23 protein-coding genes are annotated in these 26,195 nt (G+C 45.8%); 4 read left to right on the forward strand and 19 right to left on the reverse strand.

Annotated features, from left to right (window positions below; genetic code table 11):
* Positions 1-6: 6 nt before the first annotated feature.
* The 5 genes from NV381_RS10215 to NV381_RS10235 form a co-directional block, all read right to left on the reverse strand.
* Positions 7-882, reverse strand: coding sequence for a carbohydrate ABC transporter permease (locus NV381_RS10215; RefSeq protein WP_171656527.1), 876 nt, complete (start codon positions 880-882; stop codon positions 7-9).
* Between the two features lie 15 nt (positions 883-897).
* Entirely contained in the window at positions 898-1,866 is a 969-nt protein-coding gene (locus NV381_RS10220; protein ID WP_379375294.1) for an ABC transporter permease, read from the reverse strand.
* Positions 1,867-2,107: 241 nt separating this feature from the next.
* The gene (locus tag NV381_RS10225) at positions 2,108-3,949 is read right to left on the reverse strand and encodes a sensor histidine kinase (RefSeq protein ID WP_258213173.1); all 1,842 of its coding nucleotides are present in this window, start codon (positions 3,947-3,949) and stop codon (positions 2,108-2,110) included.
* Positions 3,950-3,967: 18 nt separating this feature from the next.
* Entirely contained in the window at positions 3,968-5,623 is a 1,656-nt protein-coding gene (locus tag NV381_RS10230) for a response regulator (protein WP_258213174.1), read from the reverse strand.
* Between the two features lie 79 nt (positions 5,624-5,702).
* Entirely contained in the window at positions 5,703-6,380 is a 678-nt protein-coding gene (locus NV381_RS10235) for a DUF421 domain-containing protein (protein ID WP_258213175.1), read from the reverse strand.
* A gap of 162 nt (positions 6,381-6,542) precedes the next feature.
* Between NV381_RS10235 and NV381_RS10240 the strand changes: the two genes are divergently transcribed.
* The 4 genes from NV381_RS10240 (at position 6,543) to NV381_RS10255 (ending at position 10,439) form a co-directional block, all read left to right on the forward strand.
* Complete coding sequence (locus NV381_RS10240; RefSeq protein ID WP_258213176.1) at positions 6,543-7,292, forward strand: MBL fold metallo-hydrolase; 750 nt, start codon at positions 6,543-6,545, stop codon at positions 7,290-7,292.
* Between the two features lie 97 nt (positions 7,293-7,389).
* Positions 7,390-8,538 carry an MFS transporter gene (locus tag NV381_RS10245; protein ID WP_258213278.1) on the forward strand — a complete coding sequence of 383 codons (1,149 nt, stop codon included), beginning with the start codon at positions 7,390-7,392 and terminating at the stop codon, positions 8,536-8,538.
* A gap of 96 nt (positions 8,539-8,634) precedes the next feature.
* Positions 8,635-9,477, forward strand: coding sequence for a sugar phosphate isomerase/epimerase family protein (locus NV381_RS10250; RefSeq protein ID WP_258213177.1), 843 nt, complete (start codon positions 8,635-8,637; stop codon positions 9,475-9,477).
* A 38-nt stretch (positions 9,478-9,515) separates the two neighbouring features.
* Positions 9,516-10,439, forward strand: a complete 924-nt coding sequence (locus tag NV381_RS10255; protein ID WP_258213279.1) for an AEC family transporter — start codon at positions 9,516-9,518, stop codon at positions 10,437-10,439.
* A gap of 542 nt (positions 10,440-10,981) precedes the next feature.
* Here NV381_RS10255 and NV381_RS10260 read toward each other — a convergent pair.
* From NV381_RS10260 to NV381_RS10325, 14 genes are all read right to left on the reverse strand, one after another.
* Positions 10,982-11,329, reverse strand: a complete 348-nt coding sequence (locus NV381_RS10260) for a cupin domain-containing protein (RefSeq protein WP_258213178.1) — start codon at positions 11,327-11,329, stop codon at positions 10,982-10,984.
* 53 nt (positions 11,330-11,382) lie between these two features.
* Positions 11,383-12,345: a Gfo/Idh/MocA family protein gene (locus NV381_RS10265; RefSeq protein WP_258213179.1), complete on the reverse strand. Its 963-nt coding sequence runs from the start codon at positions 12,343-12,345 to the stop codon at positions 11,383-11,385.
* Positions 12,346-12,384: 39 nt separating this feature from the next.
* Positions 12,385-13,974 (reverse strand): extracellular solute-binding protein, encoded by a 1,590-nt coding sequence (locus tag NV381_RS10270; RefSeq protein ID WP_258213180.1) that lies wholly within the window; start codon positions 13,972-13,974, stop codon positions 12,385-12,387.
* Positions 13,975-14,002: 28 nt separating this feature from the next.
* Positions 14,003-14,896 (reverse strand): carbohydrate ABC transporter permease, encoded by an 894-nt coding sequence (locus tag NV381_RS10275; RefSeq protein WP_258213181.1) that lies wholly within the window; start codon positions 14,894-14,896, stop codon positions 14,003-14,005.
* Positions 14,897-14,925: 29 nt separating this feature from the next.
* Entirely contained in the window at positions 14,926-15,876 is a 951-nt protein-coding gene (locus NV381_RS10280; RefSeq protein ID WP_258213182.1) for an ABC transporter permease, read from the reverse strand.
* Between the two features lie 259 nt (positions 15,877-16,135).
* Positions 16,136-17,848 carry a sensor histidine kinase gene (locus tag NV381_RS10285; RefSeq protein ID WP_258213183.1) on the reverse strand — a complete coding sequence of 571 codons (1,713 nt, stop codon included), beginning with the start codon at positions 17,846-17,848 and terminating at the stop codon, positions 16,136-16,138.
* Positions 17,845-18,603, reverse strand: coding sequence for a response regulator transcription factor (locus NV381_RS10290; RefSeq protein ID WP_258213184.1), 759 nt, complete (start codon positions 18,601-18,603; stop codon positions 17,845-17,847). Before NV381_RS10290 ends, NV381_RS10285 begins: the two co-directional genes overlap by 4 nt.
* Positions 18,604-18,769: 166 nt before the next feature.
* Positions 18,770-19,060: a Gfo/Idh/MocA family oxidoreductase gene (locus tag NV381_RS10295; protein ID WP_328517112.1), complete on the reverse strand. Its 291-nt coding sequence runs from the start codon at positions 19,058-19,060 to the stop codon at positions 18,770-18,772.
* Positions 18,988-19,788 (reverse strand): Gfo/Idh/MocA family protein, encoded by an 801-nt coding sequence (locus NV381_RS10300; protein WP_258213186.1) that lies wholly within the window; start codon positions 19,786-19,788, stop codon positions 18,988-18,990. The genes NV381_RS10295 and NV381_RS10300 overlap by 73 nt, the downstream gene beginning before the upstream one ends.
* 131 nt (positions 19,789-19,919) lie before the next feature.
* Positions 19,920-20,855, reverse strand: coding sequence for a U32 family peptidase (locus NV381_RS10305; RefSeq protein WP_258213187.1), 936 nt, complete (start codon positions 20,853-20,855; stop codon positions 19,920-19,922).
* A 37-nt stretch (positions 20,856-20,892) separates the two neighbouring features.
* Positions 20,893-23,085 (reverse strand): dihydroxy-acid dehydratase, encoded by a 2,193-nt coding sequence (locus tag NV381_RS10310; protein WP_258213188.1) that lies wholly within the window; start codon positions 23,083-23,085, stop codon positions 20,893-20,895.
* Between the two features lie 102 nt (positions 23,086-23,187).
* Entirely contained in the window at positions 23,188-23,865 is a 678-nt protein-coding gene (locus NV381_RS10315) for a FadR/GntR family transcriptional regulator (RefSeq protein ID WP_258213189.1), read from the reverse strand.
* Positions 23,866-23,993: 128 nt separating this feature from the next.
* Positions 23,994-25,007 carry a hydroxyacid dehydrogenase gene (locus tag NV381_RS10320; RefSeq protein ID WP_258213190.1) on the reverse strand — a complete coding sequence of 338 codons (1,014 nt, stop codon included), beginning with the start codon at positions 25,005-25,007 and terminating at the stop codon, positions 23,994-23,996.
* A gap of 167 nt (positions 25,008-25,174) precedes the next feature.
* Positions 25,175-26,164, reverse strand: a complete 990-nt coding sequence (locus NV381_RS10325) for a siderophore ABC transporter substrate-binding protein (RefSeq protein WP_258213191.1) — start codon at positions 26,162-26,164, stop codon at positions 25,175-25,177.
* Between the last annotated feature and the right edge of the window lie 31 nt (positions 26,165-26,195).

Below are 26,195 nucleotides of genomic sequence, written 5' to 3' on the forward strand. Positions count from 1 at the left end.
GCTTGCTTAGCCTTTCACGGAACCTATGAGAACACCTTTTATAAAATATTTCTGCAAAAACGGATACACCAGTAAAATAGGAATCGTAGAAGCAATAACTGTAGCTGCACGTACACCTTCAGGTGAAACATTCATTAAATCGTCTACGCTTTTGTTCAGAGCCGAAGAGGAATCCGCATCCATCACAATATCCCGCAGGTACAGCTGTAAAGGCTTTAAAGAGGCATCGCTTATATAGAGCATCGGATTGAAAAAGTCGTTCCAGAAGTAAACCGCGTAAAACAACCCAATCGTCGCAAGCACCGGTCCGCTGAGCGGAAGAATGATCCGGAACAAAATAGTGTAGGTTTTGGCACCGTCCATTTTGGCTGAGTCCTCAAGCGCCTCCGGCAAGCTCTCGTAGTAGCTTTTAATAACCAATAGATTGAAAACACTGATCATCGCAGGTAAAATAAGCGACCATAAGCTGTTGATCAAATTCAAGTTGCGCATCAGCAAGTAATTCGGAATAATGCCCCCATTAAACATCATCGTAAAAACGAATAGCACCATAATGAAGCTAATGCCTGGCAAATGCCTTTTCGACAAAGGGTAAGCTGTAACCGCTGTCAATAAGATCGAGATCAGCGTTCCGACGACTGTGATTCCAACAGAAACCATAAAGGAACGGATAAATTGGGCGGATGTGACCACATACTCCATTGTGTGCAGCTGAAAGCCTACTGGAAATATACCTACCTTGCCTGAGACAACAGCCCATTCCTCACTGATCGATTTTGAAAGCACATTGGCAAACGGAAGCAGTGTGGACGCCGCCATAAGCAGGAGAAATGTATAAGCACATACATCCAAGCTCAGGTCAGCTATTGATTTTCTACGCATCTTTCCCGCCTCCTTTTACCATATACTTCGATTAAGCAGTTTTTTACTGAGCATGTTGCCAAAAATAATGAGTAGAAAACCAACCACTGAGTTAAATAATCCTACCGCTGTGCTGAAGCTGTAATCCATTTTGCCAAGCCCCATGCGGTATACATAGGTCCCGATTACATCCCCCGTCTGATACACCACCGGATTGTACAGTGTCAATATTTGCTCGGTTCCAGCATCCAACAGATGGCCTATACGTAAAATGAACATTAATACGATGGTAGGCAAGATGCCTGGCAGCGTGATGTAAAACATCTGCTTAATGCGCCCCGCTCCGTCAATGGCTGCCGCTTCGTACTGCTCCTGCTCAATACCCGCAATAGCTGCAATAAAGATGATAGCGTTCCAGCCTACTTCCTTCCACCCTGCAGTGAAGACGACAACACTTCGGAAAAATCCGTTATCCAGCAGGAACGAAATCGGCTCCGCCCCAAACCATTGTATGAGCTGATTGAGCAAACCGCCTGAAGGAGACAGAATGTTGATGAACAAGCCCGAAATAATTACCCAAGACAAGAAATGGGGCAAGTAGATGATGGTTTGTACGGTTCGTTTGAAAAACATTCTGCGTACTTCATTTAACAGCAGCGCGACTGCGATTGGGATAGGAAACAACAAAATAATTTTGTAAAAGCTAATCAATAACGTGTTGCTGAACACTTGCATGAATTCATCGGAGTGGACCAGCTTCTGGAATTGCTCCAGGCCTACCCATTTACTCCCCGCTATACCGTCAAAAATGTTAAAGTCTTGAAAGGCGATCAAAACCCCATACATCGGCGTGTATTTGAAAAGCAGTAAAAAAAGCAAACCAGGCACCAACAAAACATACATGTCCAAATTGCTGCGAAACAGCTTCCAACGGCTGTCCCGTTTGACGGCAAGCTCAGGGCTGATCTCTTTACTCTCTAAGTTTGCAGTCGTTGTTGTATTCATGATTGTTGTCACCTCCCTGTGCTTGTAATGTCATTATATCGGGTTTGAAAAACGCTCAGTAGAGGGTAAAGCTATGATTTCTGGTTTAATCCTACTGCCTTTTGTCGAAAACTAATCGATAATAGACAAATGGCACCCCTCATTCCCGGGCATAAGCGGGGTTAAGAGCGCCATTTTCTTATAAGATGATCTGATAATTGCTTACCTAGTGGTGGGCTTATTTTCTTTAAAACTTCATCAGCTACGACACTTGCTCCTCACGAATAATCTGCAAGCGGACGGTAACCGTCGTGCCTTGTTCTGGTGCGGATCGGATGGACAATCCATAGCCCTCTCCCGAGTATAGCCTGATACGTTCATTTACATTGTACAAACCATAAGAGCTGCCAGCACTGTCGAAGGAGCTTTCCGGCCGTGGCTCGCTAAGCAGCTTCCTGGCAATCTCCTCCTCCATGCCGGCTCCGTCATCGGAGACGGACAGCACAAGCTCCTCTCCATCCTGATGGGCGGCAATCCGGATATGACCGCTTTTAGCTTTGGATTTACGAATTCCATGCAGCAGCGCATTTTCCACAATAGGCTGAAGGGTCAGCTTGGGCATGTAATGTTTATGAATTGCCGGGTCTGACTCAACCGTAAATTCAAAGCTCTCGGGAAACCGGCTTTGCTGGATTTCCAAATATACTTTGGCTAAGTTCAATTCATCCTCCACACTGACGTTGTCCCGGCCTTTGTTTAAGCTAAGCCTGAAGTATTTGGCCAGCGCATCGATCATTTGGCTAATATCATGTGCATTACGTCCTATAGCAATCCAGTTGATCGTATCGAGCGTATTGTATAGAAAATGCGGATTTATTTGAGCTTGCAGGGCGCGAAGCTGAGCTTCACGCTCCAGCACCTTCGTCTTGTAGGTTTCTTCCATCAGATTTCTAACCTTATCGATTAAATGATCAACGCTCCGTTCCAGAACGTTGATATGACCATCGGATGCTGCATTGCGGTCATCCAGACTTTCCAAACCTTCCTTATGAATAGTTCGAATGACAAGCTGAACGCGTCGGTTCATGCCACGTATGATAAAAGCCAACAGAACGAAAACCAGCAAGAGGAACATAATCGACACCCCAAGCAATGTCGCGACACTGGAAAACCGATTCAGCGTAACGGCCTGACGAGATATTTCTGCTGCCGGCACCTCAGCCACCAGCTTCCAGCCTGTGGATTGTATGGTTGTGAATACCGCATATTTGGCATCGTCACCTTCGGCTATTTTAATTATGCCCTCGTCCATTTCTATAATCGACTTCCTTAGATCAGCGCTCAGGACCGGCTTGCCGAGCAAAGATTGATCCGCATGCGATACAGCGACTCCAGCGGAGTCAACCATATAAATAACCTGCTGCTTGGATAAATCTACAGCATCAAGTATCGTTCTTACGGTTTGCTCTGTCATATCGATGACGAGCACGCCCGTCATCTGGTCGAATTTCTGAGCATTGCGAATCATCCGGGCTGTGGAAAGCACATAAGCGCTGCCCCTGTCGATATAATTCTCCTGATAAGCTCCTACCCATACGATTGAACCGCCGGCTTCGATGACACTATTGTACCAAGGCCGACTTTTTAAGCTATCCATTGGGAAGAAATTGATCAATTCTCCAGCATAAATTCTGGACTTATCCACAAACAGCCTGACGCGAAACACATTGCCATTCGTCTCTGCCGTATCCATCATATAACGCAAATCCTTCAGCACAACAAGCTGTTGACCGATAGGTGCCGTCGCCTCAGATTGATCCAAATACTTATATAGATTAGGATTCATAAAAATGGAATTGGACGTATCACGCACACGTTCAAATTGATAGGTCAGATTGATCCCTGTTTGCTTCATCGTCTGCAGCATGGAGCGGGTTACTTCCTTCTCCAATATTACGGAAGAACGCTCGTAATAAAAATACAGGAGGAAAGATGCTGGCAGTAAAATCAATAGAACATAGCATAGCAGCCAGGTTCTGGCGGCCGCCAGCTCTTTTAGCAGCAATAACGAATAGCGAGCACCCTTGTGGAGCATGGATTTCATCCGACGAGCTTCCCCCCTTTATAGGACCTGTTCACGGTAGGCGCTGGGCGTAAAGCCGGTAACCTTCTTAAACAGCTTGCTGAAGTGGCTGGGATCCGAGTAACCGACAGCATAGCAAACCTCATATAATTTGACCGTTGTATCCCGAAGCAGTTCCTTGGCTTTCTCTATCCGAACTTTGGTTAAATATTCGTAGACCGTATCTCCTGTCTCTTGCTTATAGAGCAAGCTGACATAGGTAGGGCTTAAATAGACGCTTTCCGCTATATCCGAAACCGTCAAGCTATCTGCCAACCGTTCTTCAATGACTTGGCGTATACGCTCTATTACATTGCTCGATTTCCCGCTGCGCTTCTCTTGTATCCGTGAGCATACTTCTATGAGATAAGATTCCAAGGTGAACCTCAAATCCGTTATCGTCTCCTGCTTAAATACGCGTTCCCACAAGCTAAGCTCCTTTTCTTCCAGGTCACGGCTTTGTATATTCAGCTCCAGCAACAAACGATTGGACAGCAATATCAACTGCAGGCAAACATTGCGGCAGTACTTCAACCCTTCACGGCGGTTTCTTGCTAACCATTCGAATAAATCGTTGAGCTCTATCGACAGCTGATAAGGCTCCGCTGCTTTCATAACAGACAAGAAGCGTTCGCTTTGAACTTGATCAAACCTGTGCATACCTTGCTCCTCGTGTTCGAGGCTGTCCATAGAAATGACGCGATTCTTGCCAAGGTACCACTTTTGATCCGCCGCTTCACGTGCTTGTATATACGACCATGGCAATGCCTGAAGGTTGGATACATGCTCGCCGACCCCGATGGTCACCGTGATTGAGAGCCAGCGCTGCAGATTCTCCCGGATTTCTTCAGCCAGGCTGAACAGCAGGTCCTCCTGAGACTCCTCCTCGTCCCCAATGCCGCCAACAACCCCGTTACTGTTGGTATTGCGCACACGGAGTATGCCGACATATTCGCTGCTCCTGTTCTCGAAAGCATATCCGCCCATGTGCCGGTCAATTAACTCCTGGCATACGTTAAGCACAGCATAGGACAACAGCTGCTTGTCCCTCTCCGAGCGAGGCTCGACTACCTCCGCATTGTCGTCAATAGTAACCACAATGACCCAATACGATGCATCTGCCGGCAGGTCCAGCTGTAGAAACTCCATCCGATTCCGTGCGCCGCCAGGCTGGGTGATTCCGTCGCGGATCAGCGACATGAGAAACTTTTCCCGAAGTAACGGCATGCTTTGGGTCAGCTTGACCTGCATATCTGCAATCAGCATCTTTTCCTTTGCTTCGTTCTGTAATTCTCCGACGACTCGCTCAACTACCATTCTTAGCTCCTGCATATTGACAGGCTTAAATATATAATCGACAGCGTTGACTTGAAGCGCAGACTTCAAATAATCCGCATCATCATGACCGCTTACAAAAACAATTTTGATATGAGGATACCGCTCGCGAATCTGGGCGGACATACGTATCCCATCCATATTGATCATACGCACATCGGTCAGCACCAAATCAGGCTGGATTCGTTCAATTAGGTCCAAACCTACGTCTCCGTCATCAGCCTCGCCTGCGAAGTCAATATTAAAAGTATTCCAGTCGAAATAATTACGCAGACCATAACGAACGGTCGGTTCGTCATCAACGATAACAAGCTTGTACATCCAATGTCTTCCCCCTAAGCCATTTTTCATCATTATACATGAAATCGATTTCAATGGAACAAGCAATAGATTGGATAAACTATTTTTTCATTTGGCAAAACATCCCCTTAGACTCATCCCATTCTGCATACAGCACATCCTCGATCCGGGCTGCCCCCTGCTCCTTAAGTGCTTTCAGCAACCACTTCATGCTGTGCCCCGTATGCTCCAGCCGTTTCTTCTGTACCCTGCCGTTCTCAACAAGAACCAAACTCAAGGACAGCGGCTCCTCTGGAAGCTGCAAATCTTGCCTTGTGACGCTTTCGAGCGATGTTTTTTTCTTTACACTCAAGTTCCCGTTTGTTTCGAATACCGCAAAGCCAACCTCACGGACAGAAAAAATATTTTGCTCACGCAGCAGTGTGTGCAGCTGGTCGAAATCAAGATTATTACGTTTCATTGCTGCAAAATCAATCTGACCATTCACGATAATGAGATCTGCAGTACCGTTGAGATGCCTGGATAGTCCAGGAATGAACTGCACCAGCTTCTCGAGACCAAGGGATAGAGCAGTCCATAACGCCAGAGCATAAAGAAGCTGAGTTAGATGAACGTCTTTATCATACAGCGTATTCCCAACAATTTCGCTTAACATCAAAGAGGAAACGAAATCAAATGCGGTTAACTGAGAAATTTCTTTTTTCCCTAATAGCTTGGTAATAAGCCATAGACCGACCATCGCGGTAGCCAGCTTAACGGTTATGTAATAGAAATCCATAGGAAAAACCCCTTTCGGATGATTGGTCTTTTTTTACCCGAACAGGCTGCATAACGAAACCATGGCAATTCTAACTTTACTTGTTGTATAGGCTGTGTTACAAAGCTTATAATTTCTATGACTCACTAGTAAATAATTACGCTTTTAGAGGAGCTGCAAACTATGAACATTCAACTCGTGCGTCACAGTACCTTATTCATTCAGTACGCTGGGTATAAACTGCTAATCGATCCTATGCTCAGCCCAGCCGGGGCGATGGCAGCTGTTCCAAACACAGCCAATACACTTTCCAACCCCCTCGTCAATTTGAAGATCAACATTGAAGAATTGCTCAAGGCTGACGCCGTACTCCTAACCCATACGCATCGAGATCATTTCGACAGTGTTGCGGCTGAGCTCTTGCGTAAAGATATAGCTTTCCTGTGCCAGCCGCAGGATGTGGAGACGATACGCTCGCGGGGATTTCAAGAGGTTATGCCCATTGAGGATGAATTTGTATGGAATGGCATCCGCATCACACGGACTACCGGTCAGCATGGCGTTGGCGAAATCGGGAGACTTATGGGGCCTGTTTCAGGCTTTGTTCTTCAGGCCCCAAACGAGCCGACCTTATATATAGCCGGTGATACGATTTGGTGTGAGGATGTAGCGCAAGCTCTCACCAAATATCAACCTGAAGTTGCAGTCGTATTCGCGGGAGGAGCCGAATTTCTGCAAGGCGGCCCCATAACGATGACCTCTGAGGACGTTCGGCAAGTATGCTTGCACAGCCCGAATACTCGTATTGTGGTTGCTCATATGGAGACATGGAACCACTGCTTCCTGAAACGACCGGAGCTAAGAGCATTGGTCGAGAAGCATCAGCTTCAGGATCAGGTCTTCATTCCAGAAGATGGGGAATCCATCCATTAAATGCTGCTTTTTATTGTTTACGTCAAGCCGAATTAATGTGATAATTAGCACCATACTTCACATTTTATTGAGGAAAGAAGCGGTTGCTTTGAAAGGTATGCTCCCATTCTTGCTTTTTTATACGGTCATTTATATGGCGAATGCGGTTTATGGAACGTTCATCCCAGTTTACTTCCAATCCATCGGCGCAACCTCCACACAAATAGGGCTGCTGCTAAGTCTGGGACCTTTGGTCGCGGTATTGGCACAGCCTGTTTGGGGTTCAATTGGAGATAGGGCCCGGACAAAAAATTCCGTGCTTCGCGTACTCATCATTGGCACAGGGGTAGTTATTCTACTCTTCCCGATATCAACAGAATATTATTATTTGTTAATAATGGTATGCTTGTTTACCTTCTTCCAAACTTCAATCGCCCCTTTAAGCGATGCTATTACCTTAGAAGAGCTCGACAAGCAGAAACGCTGGTCTTTTGGTCCGATCCGGTTGGGCGGAACTATAGGATTCGCTATTATGTCTCTCCTGTTCGGCTGGATTGCCAAAAGCCACATCCATTCTTTATTTGTCGTCTATGCTATTATTATGTTCATCAGTGTGCTTCTGCTTTCCCAATTCCCTGCTACTACAGGCTATCAATCATCAGGCAAAAAGATAAATATCGGAGTCTTATTCCGAAATCGCAAGCTCATGATCTACATGGGCATTAATCTGGTCCTACAAATTACGTTGGGCTATTATTATACGTTCTTCCCTGTCTATTTTCACAATATGGGAGGAAACAGCTTTCTATTAGGCTGGTCGATGGTCATTTCCGCTATAAGCGAAATTCCTTTTCTACTCTATTCTGGGCGAATTATGAAGCGCGTTCGAATCACACATATTTTGCTTGTTGCCAGTATAGCCACTGCTCTGCGCTGGTTCGCCTTCTCCTTAACCGACAATCCCTATTGGGTACTCCCCGCTCAAGTGCTGCATGGATTGATTTTTATCGTGCTGTCGGTCACTATGGCTATGTACATAAATCAAGAGGTTCCGAAGGAACTGAAAGCCAGCGGACAGACGTTAAACGCTCTGCTTAGCGCAGGTATCGCCCGTATTATTGGCAGCTTTGGCGGAGGGATTGCGAGTGATGCCTTCGGTATGAAAAATATTTTTTATTACAATGGATGGATTGCCGCAGCTTGCACGGTCTGTATTATATGGCTGAGCTTTTATGAAAAGGGAGCACAACGCAAGGCCAAAACATAAGGATAGGATCGACTACGTTCCTGGAAAATAGTATGATGTCATTAGAATGGGAGTTCAACAAACTTTAACATTAAGACAAAGCGAGGAGAGAACAACATGGCATTCGGAACATTAGCTCACAAAGTCGGCACACTGCCGCTGATGCAACTAACACAGAAATTAGGTGAGCTTGAAATTGATTTCGTACAGCTCGCTCTGACGAAGGCTATAGGCGATATTGATACGTCCTTGGGCAAGTTAAGCCCTGGCTTGGCCAACCATATTGCCGAGCAGTTTGACAAGCAAGGCATTCGCATTGGAGTGCTGGGCTGCTACATCAACCCGGTCCATCCTGATCCTGTACAAAGACGGTACGAAATCGACCGCTTTAAAGAGCATCTGCGGTTTGCCCGTGAGTTTGGCACAACCATCGTTGCTACTGAAACAGGCGATCTCACAACCTACCGCAATCAGGATGCTGAGAGATATGAAGAGATTGGGTGGTCGATTCTGCGCAGCACTGTTGAAGAGTTAGCCGAGGAAGCGGAGAAATGGGGCGCCTATGTAGGTCTTGAACCTGTCTGCACACATACGCTTACCACACCTCAGAAAATGAAGCGCATCATAGATGAAGTCCCCTCCCGCAATATCGGAGTTGTACTCGATCCTTGCAACTTATTTGATCGTACGAACTTTGAGCGCCGGGAGCAGGTTGTTAACGAATCCTTCGAGCTGTTCGGAGACCGAATCGTACTGGCTCATCTGAAGGATGTGGTGACTCCATTTAACGAACGTGATGGACGTCCCAAATCCGTAAAGCCAGGTACGGGTGTGTTCGACACAGCGGGATTCCTGCAGAAGCTCTATGAGTACAAGCCATTCGTCGATGTTTCCATAGAAGATACGGATGCCCACGAGATGAATGAGGTCATTCACTATTTGAAGGGTCTTAATAAATAGCAAATGGGCGGATTGAAAGGAAGTCCCAACCCATGATGCTGCTGCAAACCTTTCTCTCTACGATCTATCATGTTTTTCTTCCTATCTCCCTGCCTGTGATCGGTGGCGCTTTACTTAGGCGCTTCCGTGGGATGGATACAAAGCCGATATCTATGCTTGCCTTATACATATTAAGTCCTGCGCTTATATTTGTTGCCTTGTTCAATGCCCGGATATCGTGGGACGACATAACGAATACGATACTATTTTCGATCATTAATGTTTTGGTGCTGTGGGCAATCGCTCTCCTAATCAGTAGAATGCTTGCTCTGCCGGCCGCTGAACGCGCGGGGCTAACGATGGTCTCAACCTTCACTAACAGCGTGAATTATGGTCTTCCCTTGGTTTTATTAGCTTTCGGACAAGCAGGTCTTGATAAAGCCTCCTTATATGTCATCGTTCAAATGATTATCGTCAATACGCTCGGCATATATTTCGCGGCGCGTTCCCAATTTTCTGTAAAATCCGCGCTTTTATCTATATTTAAAATGCCGTCTATTTATGCGGCGGTATTGGCAACCATTGCCAAAACATTGGAGCTGCAAATCCCGGAAGCGCTATATAAAGGTTTCACTCTGATGGCGGATTCGTATTCTCCTGTGGTCCTTGCGATACTGGGAGCGCAGATGGTAAGTGTTAAAAACACCGTGCTTCCGACAATCTATAAAAAAGCGTTTTGGTCCGGTATTTTTATAAGGCTGATTGCAGCGCCGGCGCTCGCTTACCTCACCTTGTATTGCTTAGGTATCGAGGGCATATTGTTTTCGGTCATCCTTGTACTGGCTTCCATGCCGGCCGCAGTTAACGCCGTTCTGTTAGCCGAACAATTCAATGCGGCTCCGCAGTTCGTGTCCAAGTGCATTCTCTGGACAACACTTGCCTCCTTCCTTGTATTGCCTGTAATCTTGCTGTTACTTCAATAACAGGTTAAAAAAGCTATAAAAGCGGCTGTCAAAGGAAGGGCAGCCTCTTCTTGGGTATTCTCAGCGATGCAAAGATGAATTAACTTCCCAACCCGTGCTAATCTTGGGCATCGGCGTTTAAGTTCGGTACAAAATTTGCTTTCATTCATTCCAGAGGAGACTGGGATTTTCGGGCGGCTGCCGAAAGAAAGACAATAGATGGAAATCCTCCCGTTAATCCAGCACGGATACCGTTTGAAAGCAATCTAACTGGAAAAACTCCTGCTAATCTAGATAATAGGGCCGAAATCAGCCAAAATCCTTAGAATTAGCAGGAGAAATTCCAGTTATTGGGCTTGAAACGCTATTTTTTGGGGAAATAACGTGACATTTTCCTGATAATTACGTGGAGTTCGCCATACTACCATGCAATGACATAACCCATCTGTTCACGCGCCATCACTTATGCAACGTACAAAAAGGGCTGCCCCTGGCTGGTGCTACTTTGGGACAGCCCCGTTTGCACGTTCGCTTCTTGCTCGTACCTTTTTCACAACCCGCTTCTATTTCAATACTTCAAATACTATAGCTCTCAGCATCTCGTTGGAATCATTAAACAATTCATGTCCCCAGTGAGGCTTGTTTAGCAGAATATCCCCCGGCTTCACTCTTGTCTGCTCATCATTCACTTTCATAATGCCGTTGCCCTCAAGAATAATGTAAACTTCTTCATCTTCACGATGCCGATGAAATCCGATGGATGAACCAGGTGGAATTTCAACGTAATTAATAAATTGAATTGCCGTATCAAAATCCTCTTTCTTATAAATACTCGTATGATTGACTGTACCTATCCCGCGATGGCACTGCTCCGTAACTAATTGCGCTTCCAGAAAATTACGATTGAACATGGACATCATCCCTCCTATTTATGCTGCCATTTGCCGTACTATTGTATAGTGGATTATGAAGTGATTTGCACTCTTTGCTGAAGCTCATGCGATTGGTTGGCAAAATGAACGAGCGCCTCAGATTTGATGTAGTCTTCTCCGCAAGTTTCCGCATTTCTGCCTTCGCTTAAAGCCTCCAGAAAATGATGGAAGCAGGACAAGTCGGGAATACCGCTGCTGTCGACCGGAATGTTGCCTTCCCCTTTATTCAGAAACAAACGATCTTCGATTAGCAGCAAGGCACCTTCGGTCCCTTCAATACGCCAGTCTCCGCTCCAGCCTGTTTGGTGTCCTTTCTCTGTCATACTGCCAATGTAATTGACAACTATCCCATCTTCCATCTCAAGGCAAAAGTTCAGATTGACATTAGCCTGCAGCCAGCTCCCGACCGGACAATAATTGAAAGCATAAATACTCTTTGCCTCCTGCCCGGTTAAATAACGTATCAAATCGAAATGATGAATGGTTACATCCTCCAGCAGCGGATTTTTGAGAGCAAGGAAATAAGGAATATCCGTTGGATGGTAACGGCAGAAATCAATTTGAATGGTTGAGATGCTCCCGATCTCCCCTTGTTCAAGCAGCGATTTCATATGACGAGTAAAGGGGAAGCAGCGATAGTTTTCTGCTATCATAAACGGGATGTTCCTCTGGCTAGCCAGCTCTACAATTCGGACGGATTCCTCATAGTTATTAGAAATCGGCTTCTCACAAAATACAGGAAGACGATGCTCGAACGCCAGTTCATTAACTGCTGAATGAAAGGCTGGAGGCGTTACGTTAATAAGGATGTCCGGCCGTTCCTTCTCTATTGCCTCTGACACAGACGTATAGAACGGAACGGGCTCACCTGCTAACCGTGCTTGCAGCTCTGCATTCACTTCGACAACCGCTAATTGAATGTGAGGGTGATCCCGGCGAATCCGCTTATACCATGAATAACCCTTGTTCCCAAGACCGACTAAAACAGCCTTCAACTTCCCCACTCCTTTTCGAACTCTCACTTTAAGCAAATGCTATTTCTTTTTAAAATTTTCATCGTATTTCTTTTGGGCTTCCTGAATCGCTTGCTCTCCGCCTGTCTTCTTCCATTCATCTACAAATTTATCAAACTCGCTAAGCGGTCTGCGGCCAATAATAAAGTCGACATAATTTTTGATCGTCAGCTGCTCCAATTTATCGCTAATCTGGTTATATTGGGGAAGCTGAATCGTCTTCAAAACATCATACTTGCCTTTACCTGTCGTTTCCGCTTTTTGACGCACTGAAACCAGACTGTTTTTGGTCATATATGGCGTTTGGAACTCGTAATCGTTAAAGGATTTGCCCACAAAGGTATACTGCTGGCCGATTCCGAATTTGATTTGCTCCTCTGCCTTATCGTAAGGAGGAAGATACTCGAAGCCGCCGTCATCTGTTTTACGGTAAGTCTTGCCTAATTCTCCATATACGATTTTTTCGAAAATATCCCGATCAAACGCCGTGGATTCCGCGATTTCGATATATTTGATCATCTTATCGCGATCTTTTTCCATATGAATGCCAAATTGTGCGCCAGAGCTCGGAATCGGGCTCCCCTGGATCGTACCCAGCTTGCCTTCAGGGCCTTTGGGACCTGCGAAGCTTGCCCATTTAACATTAGGGTTCTTGTCTTTCATCGCATAATACTCCCCGCCGATGAACGCCTCTTTCGGAATAAATTTCCACCAAGAAGCAACAACTACCCCGGATTTCTCGGAAATAACTTTGTCGTCAACGTTTTTGCTTTTATTAACTATAAATTCTGGATCGATTAATTCATCTTTATACCAACGATTCAACACAGTAAGTGCTTCCTTAGCGCCTGGCAATATTTCGCCTCTTAAGATCCGTCCATTTTCCTCGGTAAAAATCCCTGGATACACATCAAAGGCACCAAATACGGGGGAGAAAATTTCTTCCGTTTTCCCTCCGGTTCCCGTCCAACCATAGGTATCCTTTTTTCCATTACCATCTGGATCATCATTGCGGAACTTTCTCATGGCAGCTTCCAGCTCTTCCAGCGTCTCCGGTATTTTGTTAATACCCACCTTCTGCAGCCAGTCTTCCCGGATTCCGACAACCTTGGAAGTCGGCCCCAAGGTCCAAATAATAGGCATCGAATAATTTTTTCCGTTTCTCATCGTATATTGCAGAGGGTTGTCGCCCAAATGTTTTTTTAGCCATGCCATATATTTAGGAGCATACTTATCAAGTAAATCCTTCGGTATTTCAGCAACCGCACCTTGCTCTACAAGCTTATCATACTCCGGGAAAGGAAGATCCACCCAGACGTCAGGGATTTCGCCCGATGCCACCTTCACTAACAGCTCTTCCTTGAAATTATCCTTGGAACGCGGAACTTGCTCGATTTTTACATGAAATTTATCCTCAACCACTTTGATCGCATAGCTGTCTTTAACCGTTTTATCATAATTTTGGTTCAAATAGGTCATTTTGTAAGTACGTTGTTCAGAAGCCCCACCCGATGAGCCAGCTTCACTGCTGCCTTGACTGCAGCCCGATGCAACTCCCGTTAATAATGCCGAGCCTAACACAACCGAAACCACACGCTTTTTTTTACCCAAAAGTACCCCTTCTCTCTTAACTAATCTGTTATTCTTTGACTGCTCCCAGCATGATGCCCTTAACGAAATATTTTTGCGCAAATGGATAGGCTACCAGCATCGGAATGACAGAGAGCATAATGATAGTGGACTGCAGCTGCCGGCTGGAAAAAGCGTCGAATTGATTGCTCTGATACAGCATGGCATTGATTTCATCCATATTGTTATCGACAATTATTTTTCTCAATACAACCTGCAGCACCTGCTTGTTCGTATCCGTAATATAGATCAGGCTGTCAAACCATGCATTCCAGTGTCCTACCGCCACCCACAAGGCTACCGTGGCCAGAACAGGCTTTGAAAGCGGTATCACGATCTTGCGAAATATAAGAAAGTATCCAGCCCCGTCTACCTTGGCCGACTCCTGCAGGCTATCCGGTATGGACTTGAAAAAATTTCTCATGATCAATACATTGAACGCGCCAATCATGTTTGGGAGAACGAGCGCCCAGACACTGTTAAACAGACCCAGCTTTTTTATAAGCAAATAATGAGGAATCAGCCCGCCACTGAACAGCATCGTAAACAGAATCAGAGCGGTGACGATTCGGTTGCCCGGTAGATCGGCCTTGGACAGCGGATACGCCAGAAGTGAGGTAAACACAAGGCTCAGTATAACGCCAAGCGTTACTCTAAGCAGCGTATTCCCATAGCCCTTCCAAAGACTGTCATAATGAAAGGCGAACTTATAGCTGTCTAAAGTAAAGCCCGCTGGAAAAAGCAGTGTCCCCGTAGAGTAAACAGCGTGGGATGAACTTGTGCTTAATGAAACGACCAGTTGATTCCAGAAGGGAAATACTGTAACCAGCACTATGGTGCTCATAAGCAAGTAAAGCGCTGCTTGTGCCCATTTCTCACCCATGGTTGCCTTAATATGATTCATGTCCGTTTAACCTCCAACTGCTTGAAGCTTTACCATAAAGTATGTTCTTTACCGCCCATCGTTTTAACCGCTTTATTAACAATCACTATCAAAATCAGTGCAATCACGGATTTGAATAATCCTACCGCCGTAGAGTAGCTGTAATTGGCTTCAACTAACCCTTTCCGGTATACGTAGGTATCGATAATGTCTGACACTTCGTAAACCATAGGGTTGTACATATTGAATACTTGATCAAAGCCGGCGTCAAGAATATGAGCCATCTTAAGAATAAGCAGGATAGAAATAACCGGAATCAACATAGGAATCGTAATATGCAAAATCCGCTTGAACCTGCCTGCGCCATCAATTATAGCTGCTTCATACAGCTGCGGATCGATACCGGCAATGGCGGCGAAATAAATAATCGAGCCCCAGCCAAAGCTTTGGAAAATGTCAGTAACGATCAAAATGATTCTGAAATATCTTCGATCGGCCATATAAACCGCAGGCTCCATACCTAACAAGCTCATGAGCAGATTAAGCGGACCCTCCATGGAGAACAGGCTGATGAAAATTCCTGACAATACCACCCACGATATGAAGTGAGGCAAATAAGATACGGTTTGTACCAGCTTCTTAAAACGCATGTGAGTGACTTCGCTTAAGAGTAAGGCAAAGACAATTGGGATCGGGAATCCGAACAGCAGCTTGTAGAAGCTGATGATAAGCGTATTCTTCAAGACATTAAAGAAATACGGATCGGCAAATGCTTTGCGGAAATGATCCAATCCGACCCAGGGGCTAGCCATAATCCCTTTCAAAATAAAGAAATTTTTGAATGCCAGTACAACACCGTACATCGGGATGTAATGAAATATAATAAAATACAATATCCCCGGCAGCATCATCCAATAAAGCGTCTTGTATTCGTAGAACTTTCTTCTTCTCAGCCGTAGCTTAGCTGTAGCGGCTATCTTACCGGTTAGCGAGGTATCCATAGCCCATTTCCTCCTTCTATGAGTCTGTCCGACGGAAGCAAGTCCGTAAATATTTATTCATTACTGTGGTTATTGCAGGAAAGGGATGGCACTCCATAACCATATGAATAAATATTCACGAAAATCAAATCGTCGGACAGACTCCTATGTCCCCAAAATGAATGCGCATTCATTTCAATGAATTCACTATATCACAGCTCAACTTAGACGGAATCTTCAGTTTCTTTGGAAATATTTCGTTTTTTTATGCAGCTGCACGTTATTCATATTCTTTTGCCGGAATAATCAACTTCATGATGGTTCCCTCACCCTTTTCGCTAACTATTTGCAGCCCATACGGCTCACCGAATGTAATTTGGATGCGTTCATGCACATTTTTCAAGCCGTAGCCTTTGGAAGGTATAGATAGCAGCTGTTTTTGCAAAACCTCATCAATTCCAGGTCCATTATCTTCAACCGAAAATTCAATAGTTCCGTTGTTCCATTTGCCACGAATGATAAGCCTGCCCTTTCCGTCCGCCTTCATATCTATTCCATGCAGGATTGCATTTTCTACCAGCGGCTGCAGAGTCAGATTGACCGTAGCATAGGGTAAAATCATTTCGTCGATCTCATAAACGATTTCGAATTCATAGTCGTGCATAATGGATTGAATCTCTACGTACGATTGTGTATTCGTGATTTCATCGCGGATGGAAGTCAGACTCTCCCCCCTGTTTAATGCAGTTCGGTAAAACCTCGACAACGTAGTTACAAAATGACTGATGTCCCGGGCCCCGATCTGCACTGCCTTCCAATTAATGATAGACAAGGAGTTGTACAGAAAATGCGGGTTAATTTGAGACTGCAATGCTTTCAGCTGCAATTCCTTCTGCGTAATTTTATTTTTGTAGGTTTCGTTAATGAGTTCATTGATCCTCTGAAGCATTTTACCGAAACGTCGGGTCAGCTCCCCAATTTCATCCCTGTAATCATCACTTACGACGGAAACACGGAGGTCACCGAGCTCCACCTGCTTAGCCCATCTATGTAATAATTGAATCCGATAGAGCAAACTTCGCGAGAACATCCAAATTAATCCGAATAAAATCAAGGTACAGACGGCCACCACCACGATCGTTGCTTTAATGATGCTTGTGGCGTCAACGGAAAGCTGCTTTGCCGGTATGTAGCAATGGAGGGTCCAGCCCGGAATGGGAATACTCTGGGTGAGTACAATGTAGGAAACACCGTCCTTAACAAAAAAACCGTCCGTTTCTCTTATTAACTCCTGAGGCTTAATTCCTCTTTGGGCTGCGTCCGGAATCGCTTTTTCCAATATAATGTTGTGATTGCTATCGGACACCACGAAGCCATAATGATCCGCATTCCCTATGTTTGTCGTATCCAGCAAATGCGCCGTGTCTAGCTTCAAATACAGCAATGTTGTATCCTCGTTAACGTAAATGTTAGGAAATTTTTTCACAGCTGCAAATTCGCCAGAGCGGTAATACCAGAACGTTTTCTTTTGCTTGCTGGCTTGGTCATACCATACTGCTTCTCGCGCCCTATCAAAGGACTGAATATAATTCCCATATTCCGGAATATCGTTCTTCGTGAACACTGTAACTTGACTTACATCTTTGTTTAAATGGGTTACCATCGTAAAAAAAGGGTCCACATTTTTTTTCAAATCACTCGATAATTCAGTCAGGTCGGTATAAGTTCTCCCAAAAAAACGTTGGATTTCCGGATTTAGCACGATGGAGTCAAATATCCTTTCATAACGAATCATATTGTTATTGATCCCGCCCGCAACAGTGCCAGCCGTTTCTCTGACTCCCTGAATCGCCTGCTTCTGCAATAGCTCAAGTGATTGGTAGTAGGAGTAAAGGCCAAGCAGCAGCAGCGGAACCAGCACTACGGCTATATAAGATAATATGAGCTTTTGACGAAACCGCAAATGTTTAATAGAATACGGCCATGGTTTCATTTGCGTTGTCCTTCCCGGTATTTTGCTGGCGTTGTTCCGAAATAATTTTTGAATTGAGAGCAAAAATACGGATAGTTCTCGTAGCCCACCTCAACAGAAATATCGATGATTTTCATATTAGTGCCGCAAAGAAGCGCCGCCGCCTTCTCAAACCGGTAAGAAACGATATATTTAACGATGTTAACGCCCATCTCCTTCTTAAATAAATAGCTCAAATAGCTGGGCGTTAAATAGACCTGTTCCGCAATCCAGTCCAGCCCAATAGATTCCCTGTAATGATTATGAATCAGCTGCAGCACTTCCTCAATCACCTTTCTTGAGGTGCTTCCATTACTGCCGTTACTTCTGTCAGGCAATGCATCCAATAGCATCTCTGCATTTGGTTTTCCTTTTATACCAAGAACATTGGAGAATACCTCATGAAACTCCTCGGTTTCAACCGGTTTAAGTAAATAATGAGCAACTTGAAGCCGAATCGCTTCCTTGGCAAAGTCAAACTCCCCATAAGCACTTAAAATAATTGCTTTCAAGTCCGGTTGAATCGCCCTGGCCTCCGCAATCAGCTGCAGACCATCCATGAATGGCATTCTGATGTCGGTAAACAGAATATCAACCTTTTCAGCTTTCAATACCTGTAATGCTTTAAGACCATTCTCTGCTTCTGTTATTTCTATAGGAAAATCATAGTGACTGATCAAAAATTTGATACCCTCACGTTCAATTCTCTCATCATCCACAACTAATACTTTGTACAACAACATCACCTCTCAAGCTCGACTATTTTAATCATACAGTATACCAATATATGGTACATTACGCCAAATTACTTTGACATGACTTTTTTTACCTTTCAGTTTTTTATTGAACACAAAGAAGCCTCCCCACGGGAAGCCTGATGTTCCGTGCACTATTGGATTCAAATCAAATGGGAAGGGCAATTTCGCCTTTCTTTTCAGACGACATATAAACTGCTCTTACAAGCTCCAATGCTTCTCGGCCCTCATAGCCGTTAATGAAAGGTTCGCGGTCATGACGGATGGCATCGATAAAATCAATATATTGCAAGCGATGAGCTTCACCCAGCTGGTCCTTGGGCGGCTGTACGTTCGATATGTTCAATTCGGGGCGATCCAGCAGTACTAATTGGCGTATATAAGGAACCTCGGTTCCAGCAAGCTCCAGGGTTCCGTTCGTACCATGGAATATGAGCAGCTGCGGATGTCAGGGTAAATGGAGGTCGTACCTTGGAGAACACCCATCGCACCCTTTTCAAAGTTAATAATCGCCGCTGCGGTATCCTCCACCTCAATATCATGCTTCAACGTGCGTACTTGAGCGGTTACAGAGCTGACCGGTCCTGCGAGCCACAGCAAAAGGTCTATACCGTGAATACCCTGATTCATCAGGGCCCCTCCACCATCCCATTGCTTAGTCCCCTTCCATTGGCTGCTACGATAATACGATTCCGGCCGATAAAATTTAAGATAGGCATCCGCCTCGATCAATTTACCGAGTAAGCCATCCTCAAGCATCTGCTTCGCTATAACCACATCCGGCATAAAGCGCAGCTGAAAGACAACTGACAATTTGACCCCGCTGCGGCGGCACTGCTCTATAGCCTGATCCGCTTTTCCCAGATCAATGTCTATCGGCTTCTCGACCATCACATGTTTACCATGCTGTGCAGCGAGAATTATCAGGTCGGCATGACTGCCGCTGGGAGTACAAACCGCTACCGCGTCAATGTCCTCGTTGTCAAGGATTTCGTGCAAGCCAGGCGCATAGGTACAGTTGAATCTTTCAGCAAAAGCCTTCCCCATCTCGGCATTGCGGCTATGTACATAGACTAATTCTGCACCCTCCACCGATTGAATAGCCTGAGCATGAATAGCACCGACCATGCCTGTTCCGATAATCGCAAATCTGAGGTTTTTCCCCATACATACCTCTCCTCCAATAGCCCTGATCGTTTGAACGCCCCATTTATAGAAACTTTTGTATACTGCTCATTGTATCACAAACGCCATTCATCCTTCGCTGTAATTCGAAGGACGAATGGCGTTGCTCCTTGCTATTTCTGTGGAACTGGAACACCCAAGCCTGGTGCACCCAATTCCGAAGTGACCATCTCGGGGGCATATTGCTTTAGCAGCTGCATCCCCATATAGGCTCTTCTTACGCGCTCCCGGCACAAATTAATGTTAACCTGCTCCAGATGAATGCCGCTAGGGTATACATCCGGATGATTGCGTAAGCCGAACTTAATATAAACCGGAGACAATATCCGAATAAATTCAGGAATTTCATAATGTCGAATAAATCCTCCAAGACCGTCAGGCACTTCTACATACAAATCGATAGGAATATCAATGGCAGGCCGGATCGAAGCAAGCTTAGGCAGCGTTAACGCAGTAGGAACATTATACGTATCGGCACCGATATCCTCCATCAGCTTAATCGATACAGGATTCGCAGCCATCATTTGAACAGAAACTTTGATTACAAAATCAGGTGCGATCAATCCTTGCTTCTTCATTTCCTTGGTCAGCAGCAGCAGCCCTTCATCCGCCACTAACGCTCCGCGGACACCAAGACGGTTAGCCCGCTGCAAATCCTCCATCGCATAGACGAGCTGGTCGATGCCCTCATGCCGCAAAGCGACAACCTTGCCAGCGGGAGTCAGCGGCAAGGCGCTGATATCCCAAGTACCGCGTGGTCCAACGAATAAGCTGAGCTCAACTCCGCGCTGAGCGCATAGCTCGACCATTTCTGTGATCTCTTCATCCGTCAGCAGCATGATGCCGCTGCCTTGCGAGACGCGATGAACGATTAGCCCGTATTTGTCTGCTTCCTCAAATACAGCTTTTAACGCTCCAGGCCCTTCCACGCTTGGAATTTCCAAGCGATACTGTGCGCCATCCGGAAACCGCTTGGCGGAATCCGGCAAATCATAGGCCTCCCTGTCCAGGAATCCTAAAGATTTCAACAAAGCTTTCGATTTATCCATACTATCCGTTCTCCCTCTCTAAACTATAAATTTAGGTTCATTTAGCAGACGCTTGTTCCTGCCTCAGCTTCTCCCGCAGCTCTCGCCACGGCAACTCCGCATCCAATGCCACGGCCATCGGCACTACGCCTCGCGCCGCATCTGTACAATCGCGCAGCCGGTTCGTTGCCGCGACCTGCCTTTGCCGCATGCGCAGCCTCTGCAGCCGTTTCACGCCCAGCTCGCTGCGCTGCGCCCGAAGATCACCGGCATAAGGAAGCACTATGCCGGATTCGAACTGCTCAGCGTCCAGCAAATCGATGCGCTTATTGCGGAACTGCAAATGCAGCAGATCGCCCTCCTGAATGTACAGGAGGCCACCATCATGAAAAGCCTCCGGTGTCACATGCCCTACAGCCGCTCCAAAGGTAACACCTGAATAGCGGCCATCGCTTATTAGAGTCGTGAGACGTTTGAGCTGACGATGAGCATTAATATGCTGCATCGGCGTGAACATCTCCGGCATGCCGAACGACTCCGGTCCTTGACCTGCAATAATTAACGCGAGCCGGATCCATTCTTCCGAGATCATCCGATCGAACAGCTCGTCATAGCTCAATCCAATCAGCTCATCCAACGTTACCGAGGCGTTATGCGCAGCCATCTGCCTCATCTGCTCCAGCTTAAATAGCTTTTTTGCCTTTAAGCTATCCAGCAGACCGACATCCAGCAGATGATGATTGGCTTCATCTTCATTCTCGTAATAAAGCACGAACGCCATTTTATTATCGAACTGATCCAGTTGCTTCGTTGGCATACCACTGATTTTGACTACCGCATTGTTGAAGAAATTTCCCCGCAGCACATCCACTCCGCTAAAGCTGCGCCTCGGCTTGCTCAATATAATCGGGTTCTCTTTCACTCCATCCGCACTAAGCCCTCTTGTATCCGATAGCCGCTCCCTCCAGGTCTGCCCTGTCACAGTCGGCGCATCCAGATCCATCGGCACGCCATTACGGTTCAGCTCATACATTAATGTCTCCATTCCACGAATGTCCCCTGAACAGCACTGCTGCGCCAGCACATAGATGTCCCTGCCTTCTGTAAGGCTGTAATCAAATAAATCTGGAATCGGATATTCATTGGCAATGTGCTCCAAATCCTCCAATGAGAAATCATAGCCTGCATAAATCATAGCTCCTACGATATGCATCATCAGATTAGTAGAGCCCCCGCCTGCGCTGTGAATACGAATCGTGTTGGCTATATTGGCGCTTACCAGTTCACTTACACTGCATTCAGGTCTCGGAAGGATTGCAAACAAGCCTTCAACGGCCTTATTGACCTGCTGCTGAGTAGGAGGCTCCGTAAGCAGCTCCAGTTCCGGGCAAACAACACCGAATCCGGCCGTTACATCACGGGAGCTGTTGCCGGTTCCATGAAAGGCACAAATACCGCCTTTGGAATCACAGGTGTTAACGGCGAGCCTTTTCTCAAAATATTTATGCTGTACCTCTGTAAGTAAACCGCATTCTACTGCTCTCTGAAACACACCTTGAAACGATGTGTTGGAGGAGCACTGCAGTATATAGCTGACCGCCTCATCGATGTCTGCGGCGATATCATCGAATCCGCTGGATTTCGCTTGAGCAGCCAGCTGCATCAATTCTTGCTTCAAGTCATCAGGAATGGTTCCCCCCTTAAGTACATGGGAGGGACTGAAGGTTGCATAGACGGGATGTTCGCCGCGATATCTCCGTACACGATCGAGATGGGCCAGTCCGCTCAGCACGCCAAGGGGCTGCTTATCACAGCCTTGAATAACAAAAGCCGCATGATATGAATGCGCTTCCATTTGATTGACTACAACCTCCGCTATGGCATTGCGGCTCTGCAGGGAATAAGACATGCCGATATTGTTCTGAGCGGTTCCATCGCAAAGCACGGGTGTGCTGAAATAAAACGGCACTCCGCCTTCCAGCCAAATTTTCAACGCAGCTTTACATACTGTCTCATGATCCAATATGTGTGCAGGATGATCGGTCGAACCTCCGATAATAGCAATCCTTGGCGCGTTATGCTCCAGTCGGTCATATATATGATCCAGCGTCCAATCCGGTCCCCCTCCTTCATACTGACCCCCAAGTTCGCGCCATGCCCTGTCCAGCAATCCTGCAACGGTAATCGGTTCATTCGCTTTGCCTTGCACATTTCCACGATAAGAATTGATTGGATTGTTAATCGTTGTCATTGCGCCAGCTCTCCTTCTCGTTACGATTTTACCCAGAATACTCTGCCCCCACTCCTCTGATAACCACTGGGCATTTGTACCACCGCTACCTTCAGACTTCCTTCAAATTTCCTTCAGTATCATACTGTCCTGCTTCACATCTTCAAGATGAGCTTTCATCATCTCCTTGGCAAGAGAAGCGTTCCGCTGCTCAATGGCTAATGCAATCAGCATGTGAAAATGAGACGCTTTCTCCGCGCTTCCTGGAATCCTGCTAGTTTGTCTGCGGCTTTCGAGCAGCAGATCGGAAATACCCTTCATAACATTAGCCATCACCTTGTTGGAGCATGCCTCAGCAATGTACTCATGAAATGCAATATCGGCTGAAAAATAGTCATTGCCTTTCTCCAAATCATCTATCATGACAGAAGCCGCCTTTTTGATAGCGCTAATTTGCCCCGGTGACCCCCGTTCGGCTGCCAATGCCGCCATTTCAGGCTCAAGCACGCCGCGAAACTCCAGAAGTGAGGACAAATCGCCTATCGGCAGCTGCGCTAGCTCAGTAGATGAATGATTGTTCCAATAATTTCGGCTGCGCACATACATTCCACGACCATGCTCAATAATCAGGTAGCCTCTGTTCTCCATAATTCGGAGAGCTTCCCTTACCGTTGAGACACCGACCTCATACTCTTTGGCCAGTCCCGCTAATGAAGGCAGCTTCTGACCCGGCTTCCAATCCTCCTGCTCGATCCGCTTTGTCAGCTCGTTCAAAACCTTCGTGCTTACCAGCTCTTTCATAAGCCCACCAACTCATATGATATGTATTTAGACTCATATTATCACTAGATCCTTAATCAGACAACAAAAAAAAGCCTCCTGACAGGAGACTTTTTAAGCGTTTTCATCACAACTCCAAAGAATGCGAACTAAGCTAACGTTTCCAACATCTCCAGCTTCACCTCATAGCGCATGGCAGTCCCATTTAAATACCTCTCGCATTCCTCCTCCATATAAAGGCCCATTCGATAAATCTCCTTATTCATACTTCCAGCGATATGGGGTGTAAGCAGAACGTTATCCAGCTGCAAGAAGGGACTGTTCTCAGGAACCGGCTCGGGAGCCGTTACATCCAATATAGCCGTTCTCGTCGATACCTCGCGCAGAGCCTTAATCAGATCAGCTTCGACTACCTGGGCACCCCGCCCTGTATTAATGAAAGTAGCATGAGGCAGCATTCGGTCAAAATGTTCCTTGTTCAAAATGCCTACCGTAGCAGGCAAGTTGGCCAGATGGTTGGATATCGTATCGCAATTTGAAAAAATATCGATTAAATCCGTCTTACGAACCTTGAGCTCCGCCGCCCGCTCATCTGAAAGAAACGGATCGAATACATCAATGGCCAGCTCATGCTTGCTCAACATTTCTATGACGCCTCTGCCGATCATTCCTGCACCCAGAATACCTACACGGGCACTATAATTCCCTGGGAATGCTCTTGAGATCTGCTGTGCCTGACGATAATCGCCATGCTGTTTATAAAACCTTGCCGATTGAGCAAAGCCTTTGTTAGCCAACAGTATTTGCGCTGCCGTAAATTCAATAACCGGAATTGCATTGGCAGCCCAAGCGCTGATAACGATTACATTACGGGACATAAACGGACGTGCAAAACGTTGAACGGAACCTGCTGCGTAGAATAAGATTTTCAAATTCGGCAAAAAACGCTGCAGCTCAGCCTCGGAGAAATTCGGTACTCCCCAAGTGGAAAAAGCAATTTCTGCATCGTGTAAATCATGGATATGAAGCTCCGCATTTTCCTGGTTAATATAGACAGGCAGCAAATCAACCTTTTCCGCCAATCTATTGCGAACGCTTTCATCATATGCCTTTTCGATCCTCGCATCACTGCTGTCAGCCAAAAATATCGCCTTTACTTTCATAACGCGCCTCCCGCTATTATTTCAGGTCATGAACATCATTATTATAACAGTACAATCTTGGCTCGCCTAGTGAAATATCCCATGCCTTTTTATTGCAATAAGTTATAAAAAAAGCCTCCCCACGAAACTTGAGTGTGCACTCAGTTCACAGGAAGGCGTTTTGTTAGTTATTTAAAGCCTTTTTCGATTTCTTGGACCATCGCCGCTACAGAAGCCAATCCACCGCCGGACAAATACCAATAGTTAGGATCTAAATAGATGATTTTGCCGTTTTTAAATGCGTTGGATTTTTTAACCAGTTCATTTTCGATAATTTGTTTAGCCGTTGTTTTGCTTTCACCTACCGCTGTTTCACGGTCAACTACAAACAAATAGTCCGGATTTTTTTCTACAATAAATTCAAAGGAGATGTTTTGGCCATGAGTAGATACTTCTATATTTTTCTCTACAGGCGTAATTCCAAGCACATCATGGATCATACCAAATCTGGAGCCTGGTCCGTAGGCTGTAACTTTACCGCCTGTAACCAATGTAACCAACGCATTTTTGCCGCTTGCTGCCGCTGCGTCCTTCACTTTTTTAACAGAAGCATTGATTTTGCCCAGCTCTTCTTTTACAACAGCTTCTTTACCGAAAATTTGTCCCAGTCTTTCCATATTTTCAGTGAAAGTTTCCATATATTTCTTGTTGTCCACTCCCATATATACGGTTGGAGCAATTTTGCTTAATTCTGCGTAATGGGCTTGCTGTCTGCCGGAAATAATGATAAGGTCCGGACTCATTTCGTTGATTTTCTCAAAAGCCGGCTCCTGCAAAGTACCCGCATTTTTAAATTTTGCATCTTTATATTTGGCCAAATACGGAGGCAGATTGGATTGCGGTACTGCCGTTATAGCAGCATCCAGACCAAGCTTATCCAATGAATCCAGAATACCGTAATCGAATACAACCACTTTCTTCGGATTGGTTTTAACTTTAGTTTCACCCAATAGATGCTTGAAAGTCAACTCAGTTGGCGCTTTAGCAGCCTCTGGAGCTGGAGTCGGCGCACCTCCTGTTGTGTTGCCTGAACCTGTATTGGAGCTCGTCGTACCGCAAGCCGCAGCTACCAACATAATCATGATCGTTACTAAAAGCATAGATAATTTTCTTTTCAATCTAATCACCCCTAATTTTATTTGTTCATGC

This window comes from Paenibacillus radicis (ex Xue et al. 2023) (assembly GCF_024722015.1).
GTDB lineage: Bacteria > Bacillota > Bacilli > Paenibacillales > NBRC-103111 > Paenibacillus_S.

What these genes read in the sequence shown, in the direction of transcription:
- NV381_RS10215 (WP_171656527.1), bottom strand. Translation starts at nt 882, where the DNA reads ATGCGTAGAAAATCAATAGCTGACCTGAGCTTGGATGTATGTGCTTAT.
- NV381_RS10220 (WP_379375294.1), bottom strand. Translation starts at nt 1,866, where the DNA reads ATGAATACAACAACGACTGCAAACTTAGAGAGTAAAGAGATCAGCCCT.
- NV381_RS10225 (WP_258213173.1), bottom strand. Translation starts at nt 3,949, where the DNA reads ATGAAATCCATGCTCCACAAGGGTGCTCGCTATTCGTTATTGCTGCTA.
- NV381_RS10230 (WP_258213174.1), bottom strand. Translation starts at nt 5,623, where the DNA reads ATGTACAAGCTTGTTATCGTTGATGACGAACCGACCGTTCGTTATGGT.
- NV381_RS10235 (WP_258213175.1), bottom strand. Translation starts at nt 6,380, where the DNA reads ATGGATTTCTATTACATAACCGTTAAGCTGGCTACCGCGATGGTCGGT.
- NV381_RS10240 (WP_258213176.1), top strand. Translation starts at nt 6,543, where the DNA reads ATGAACATTCAACTCGTGCGTCACAGTACCTTATTCATTCAGTACGCT.
- NV381_RS10245 (WP_258213278.1), top strand. Translation starts at nt 7,390, where the DNA reads ATGCTCCCATTCTTGCTTTTTTATACGGTCATTTATATGGCGAATGCG.
- NV381_RS10250 (WP_258213177.1), top strand. Translation starts at nt 8,635, where the DNA reads ATGGCATTCGGAACATTAGCTCACAAAGTCGGCACACTGCCGCTGATG.
- NV381_RS10260 (WP_258213178.1), bottom strand. Translation starts at nt 11,329, where the DNA reads ATGTTCAATCGTAATTTTCTGGAAGCGCAATTAGTTACGGAGCAGTGC.
- NV381_RS10275 (WP_258213181.1), bottom strand. Translation starts at nt 14,896, where the DNA reads ATGAATCATATTAAGGCAACCATGGGTGAGAAATGGGCACAAGCAGCG.
- NV381_RS10280 (WP_258213182.1), bottom strand. Translation starts at nt 15,876, where the DNA reads ATGGATACCTCGCTAACCGGTAAGATAGCCGCTACAGCTAAGCTACGG.
- NV381_RS10285 (WP_258213183.1), bottom strand. Translation starts at nt 17,848, where the DNA reads ATGAAACCATGGCCGTATTCTATTAAACATTTGCGGTTTCGTCAAAAG.
- NV381_RS10300 (WP_258213186.1), bottom strand. Translation starts at nt 19,788, where the DNA reads ATGGGGAAAAACCTCAGATTTGCGATTATCGGAACAGGCATGGTCGGT.
- NV381_RS10305 (WP_258213187.1), bottom strand. Translation starts at nt 20,855, where the DNA reads ATGGATAAATCGAAAGCTTTGTTGAAATCTTTAGGATTCCTGGACAGG.
- NV381_RS10310 (WP_258213188.1), bottom strand. Translation starts at nt 23,085, where the DNA reads ATGACAACGATTAACAATCCAATCAATTCTTATCGTGGAAATGTGCAA.
- NV381_RS10315 (WP_258213189.1), bottom strand. Translation starts at nt 23,865, where the DNA reads ATGAAAGAGCTGGTAAGCACGAAGGTTTTGAACGAGCTGACAAAGCGG.
- NV381_RS10320 (WP_258213190.1), bottom strand. Translation starts at nt 25,007, where the DNA reads ATGAAAGTAAAGGCGATATTTTTGGCTGACAGCAGTGATGCGAGGATC.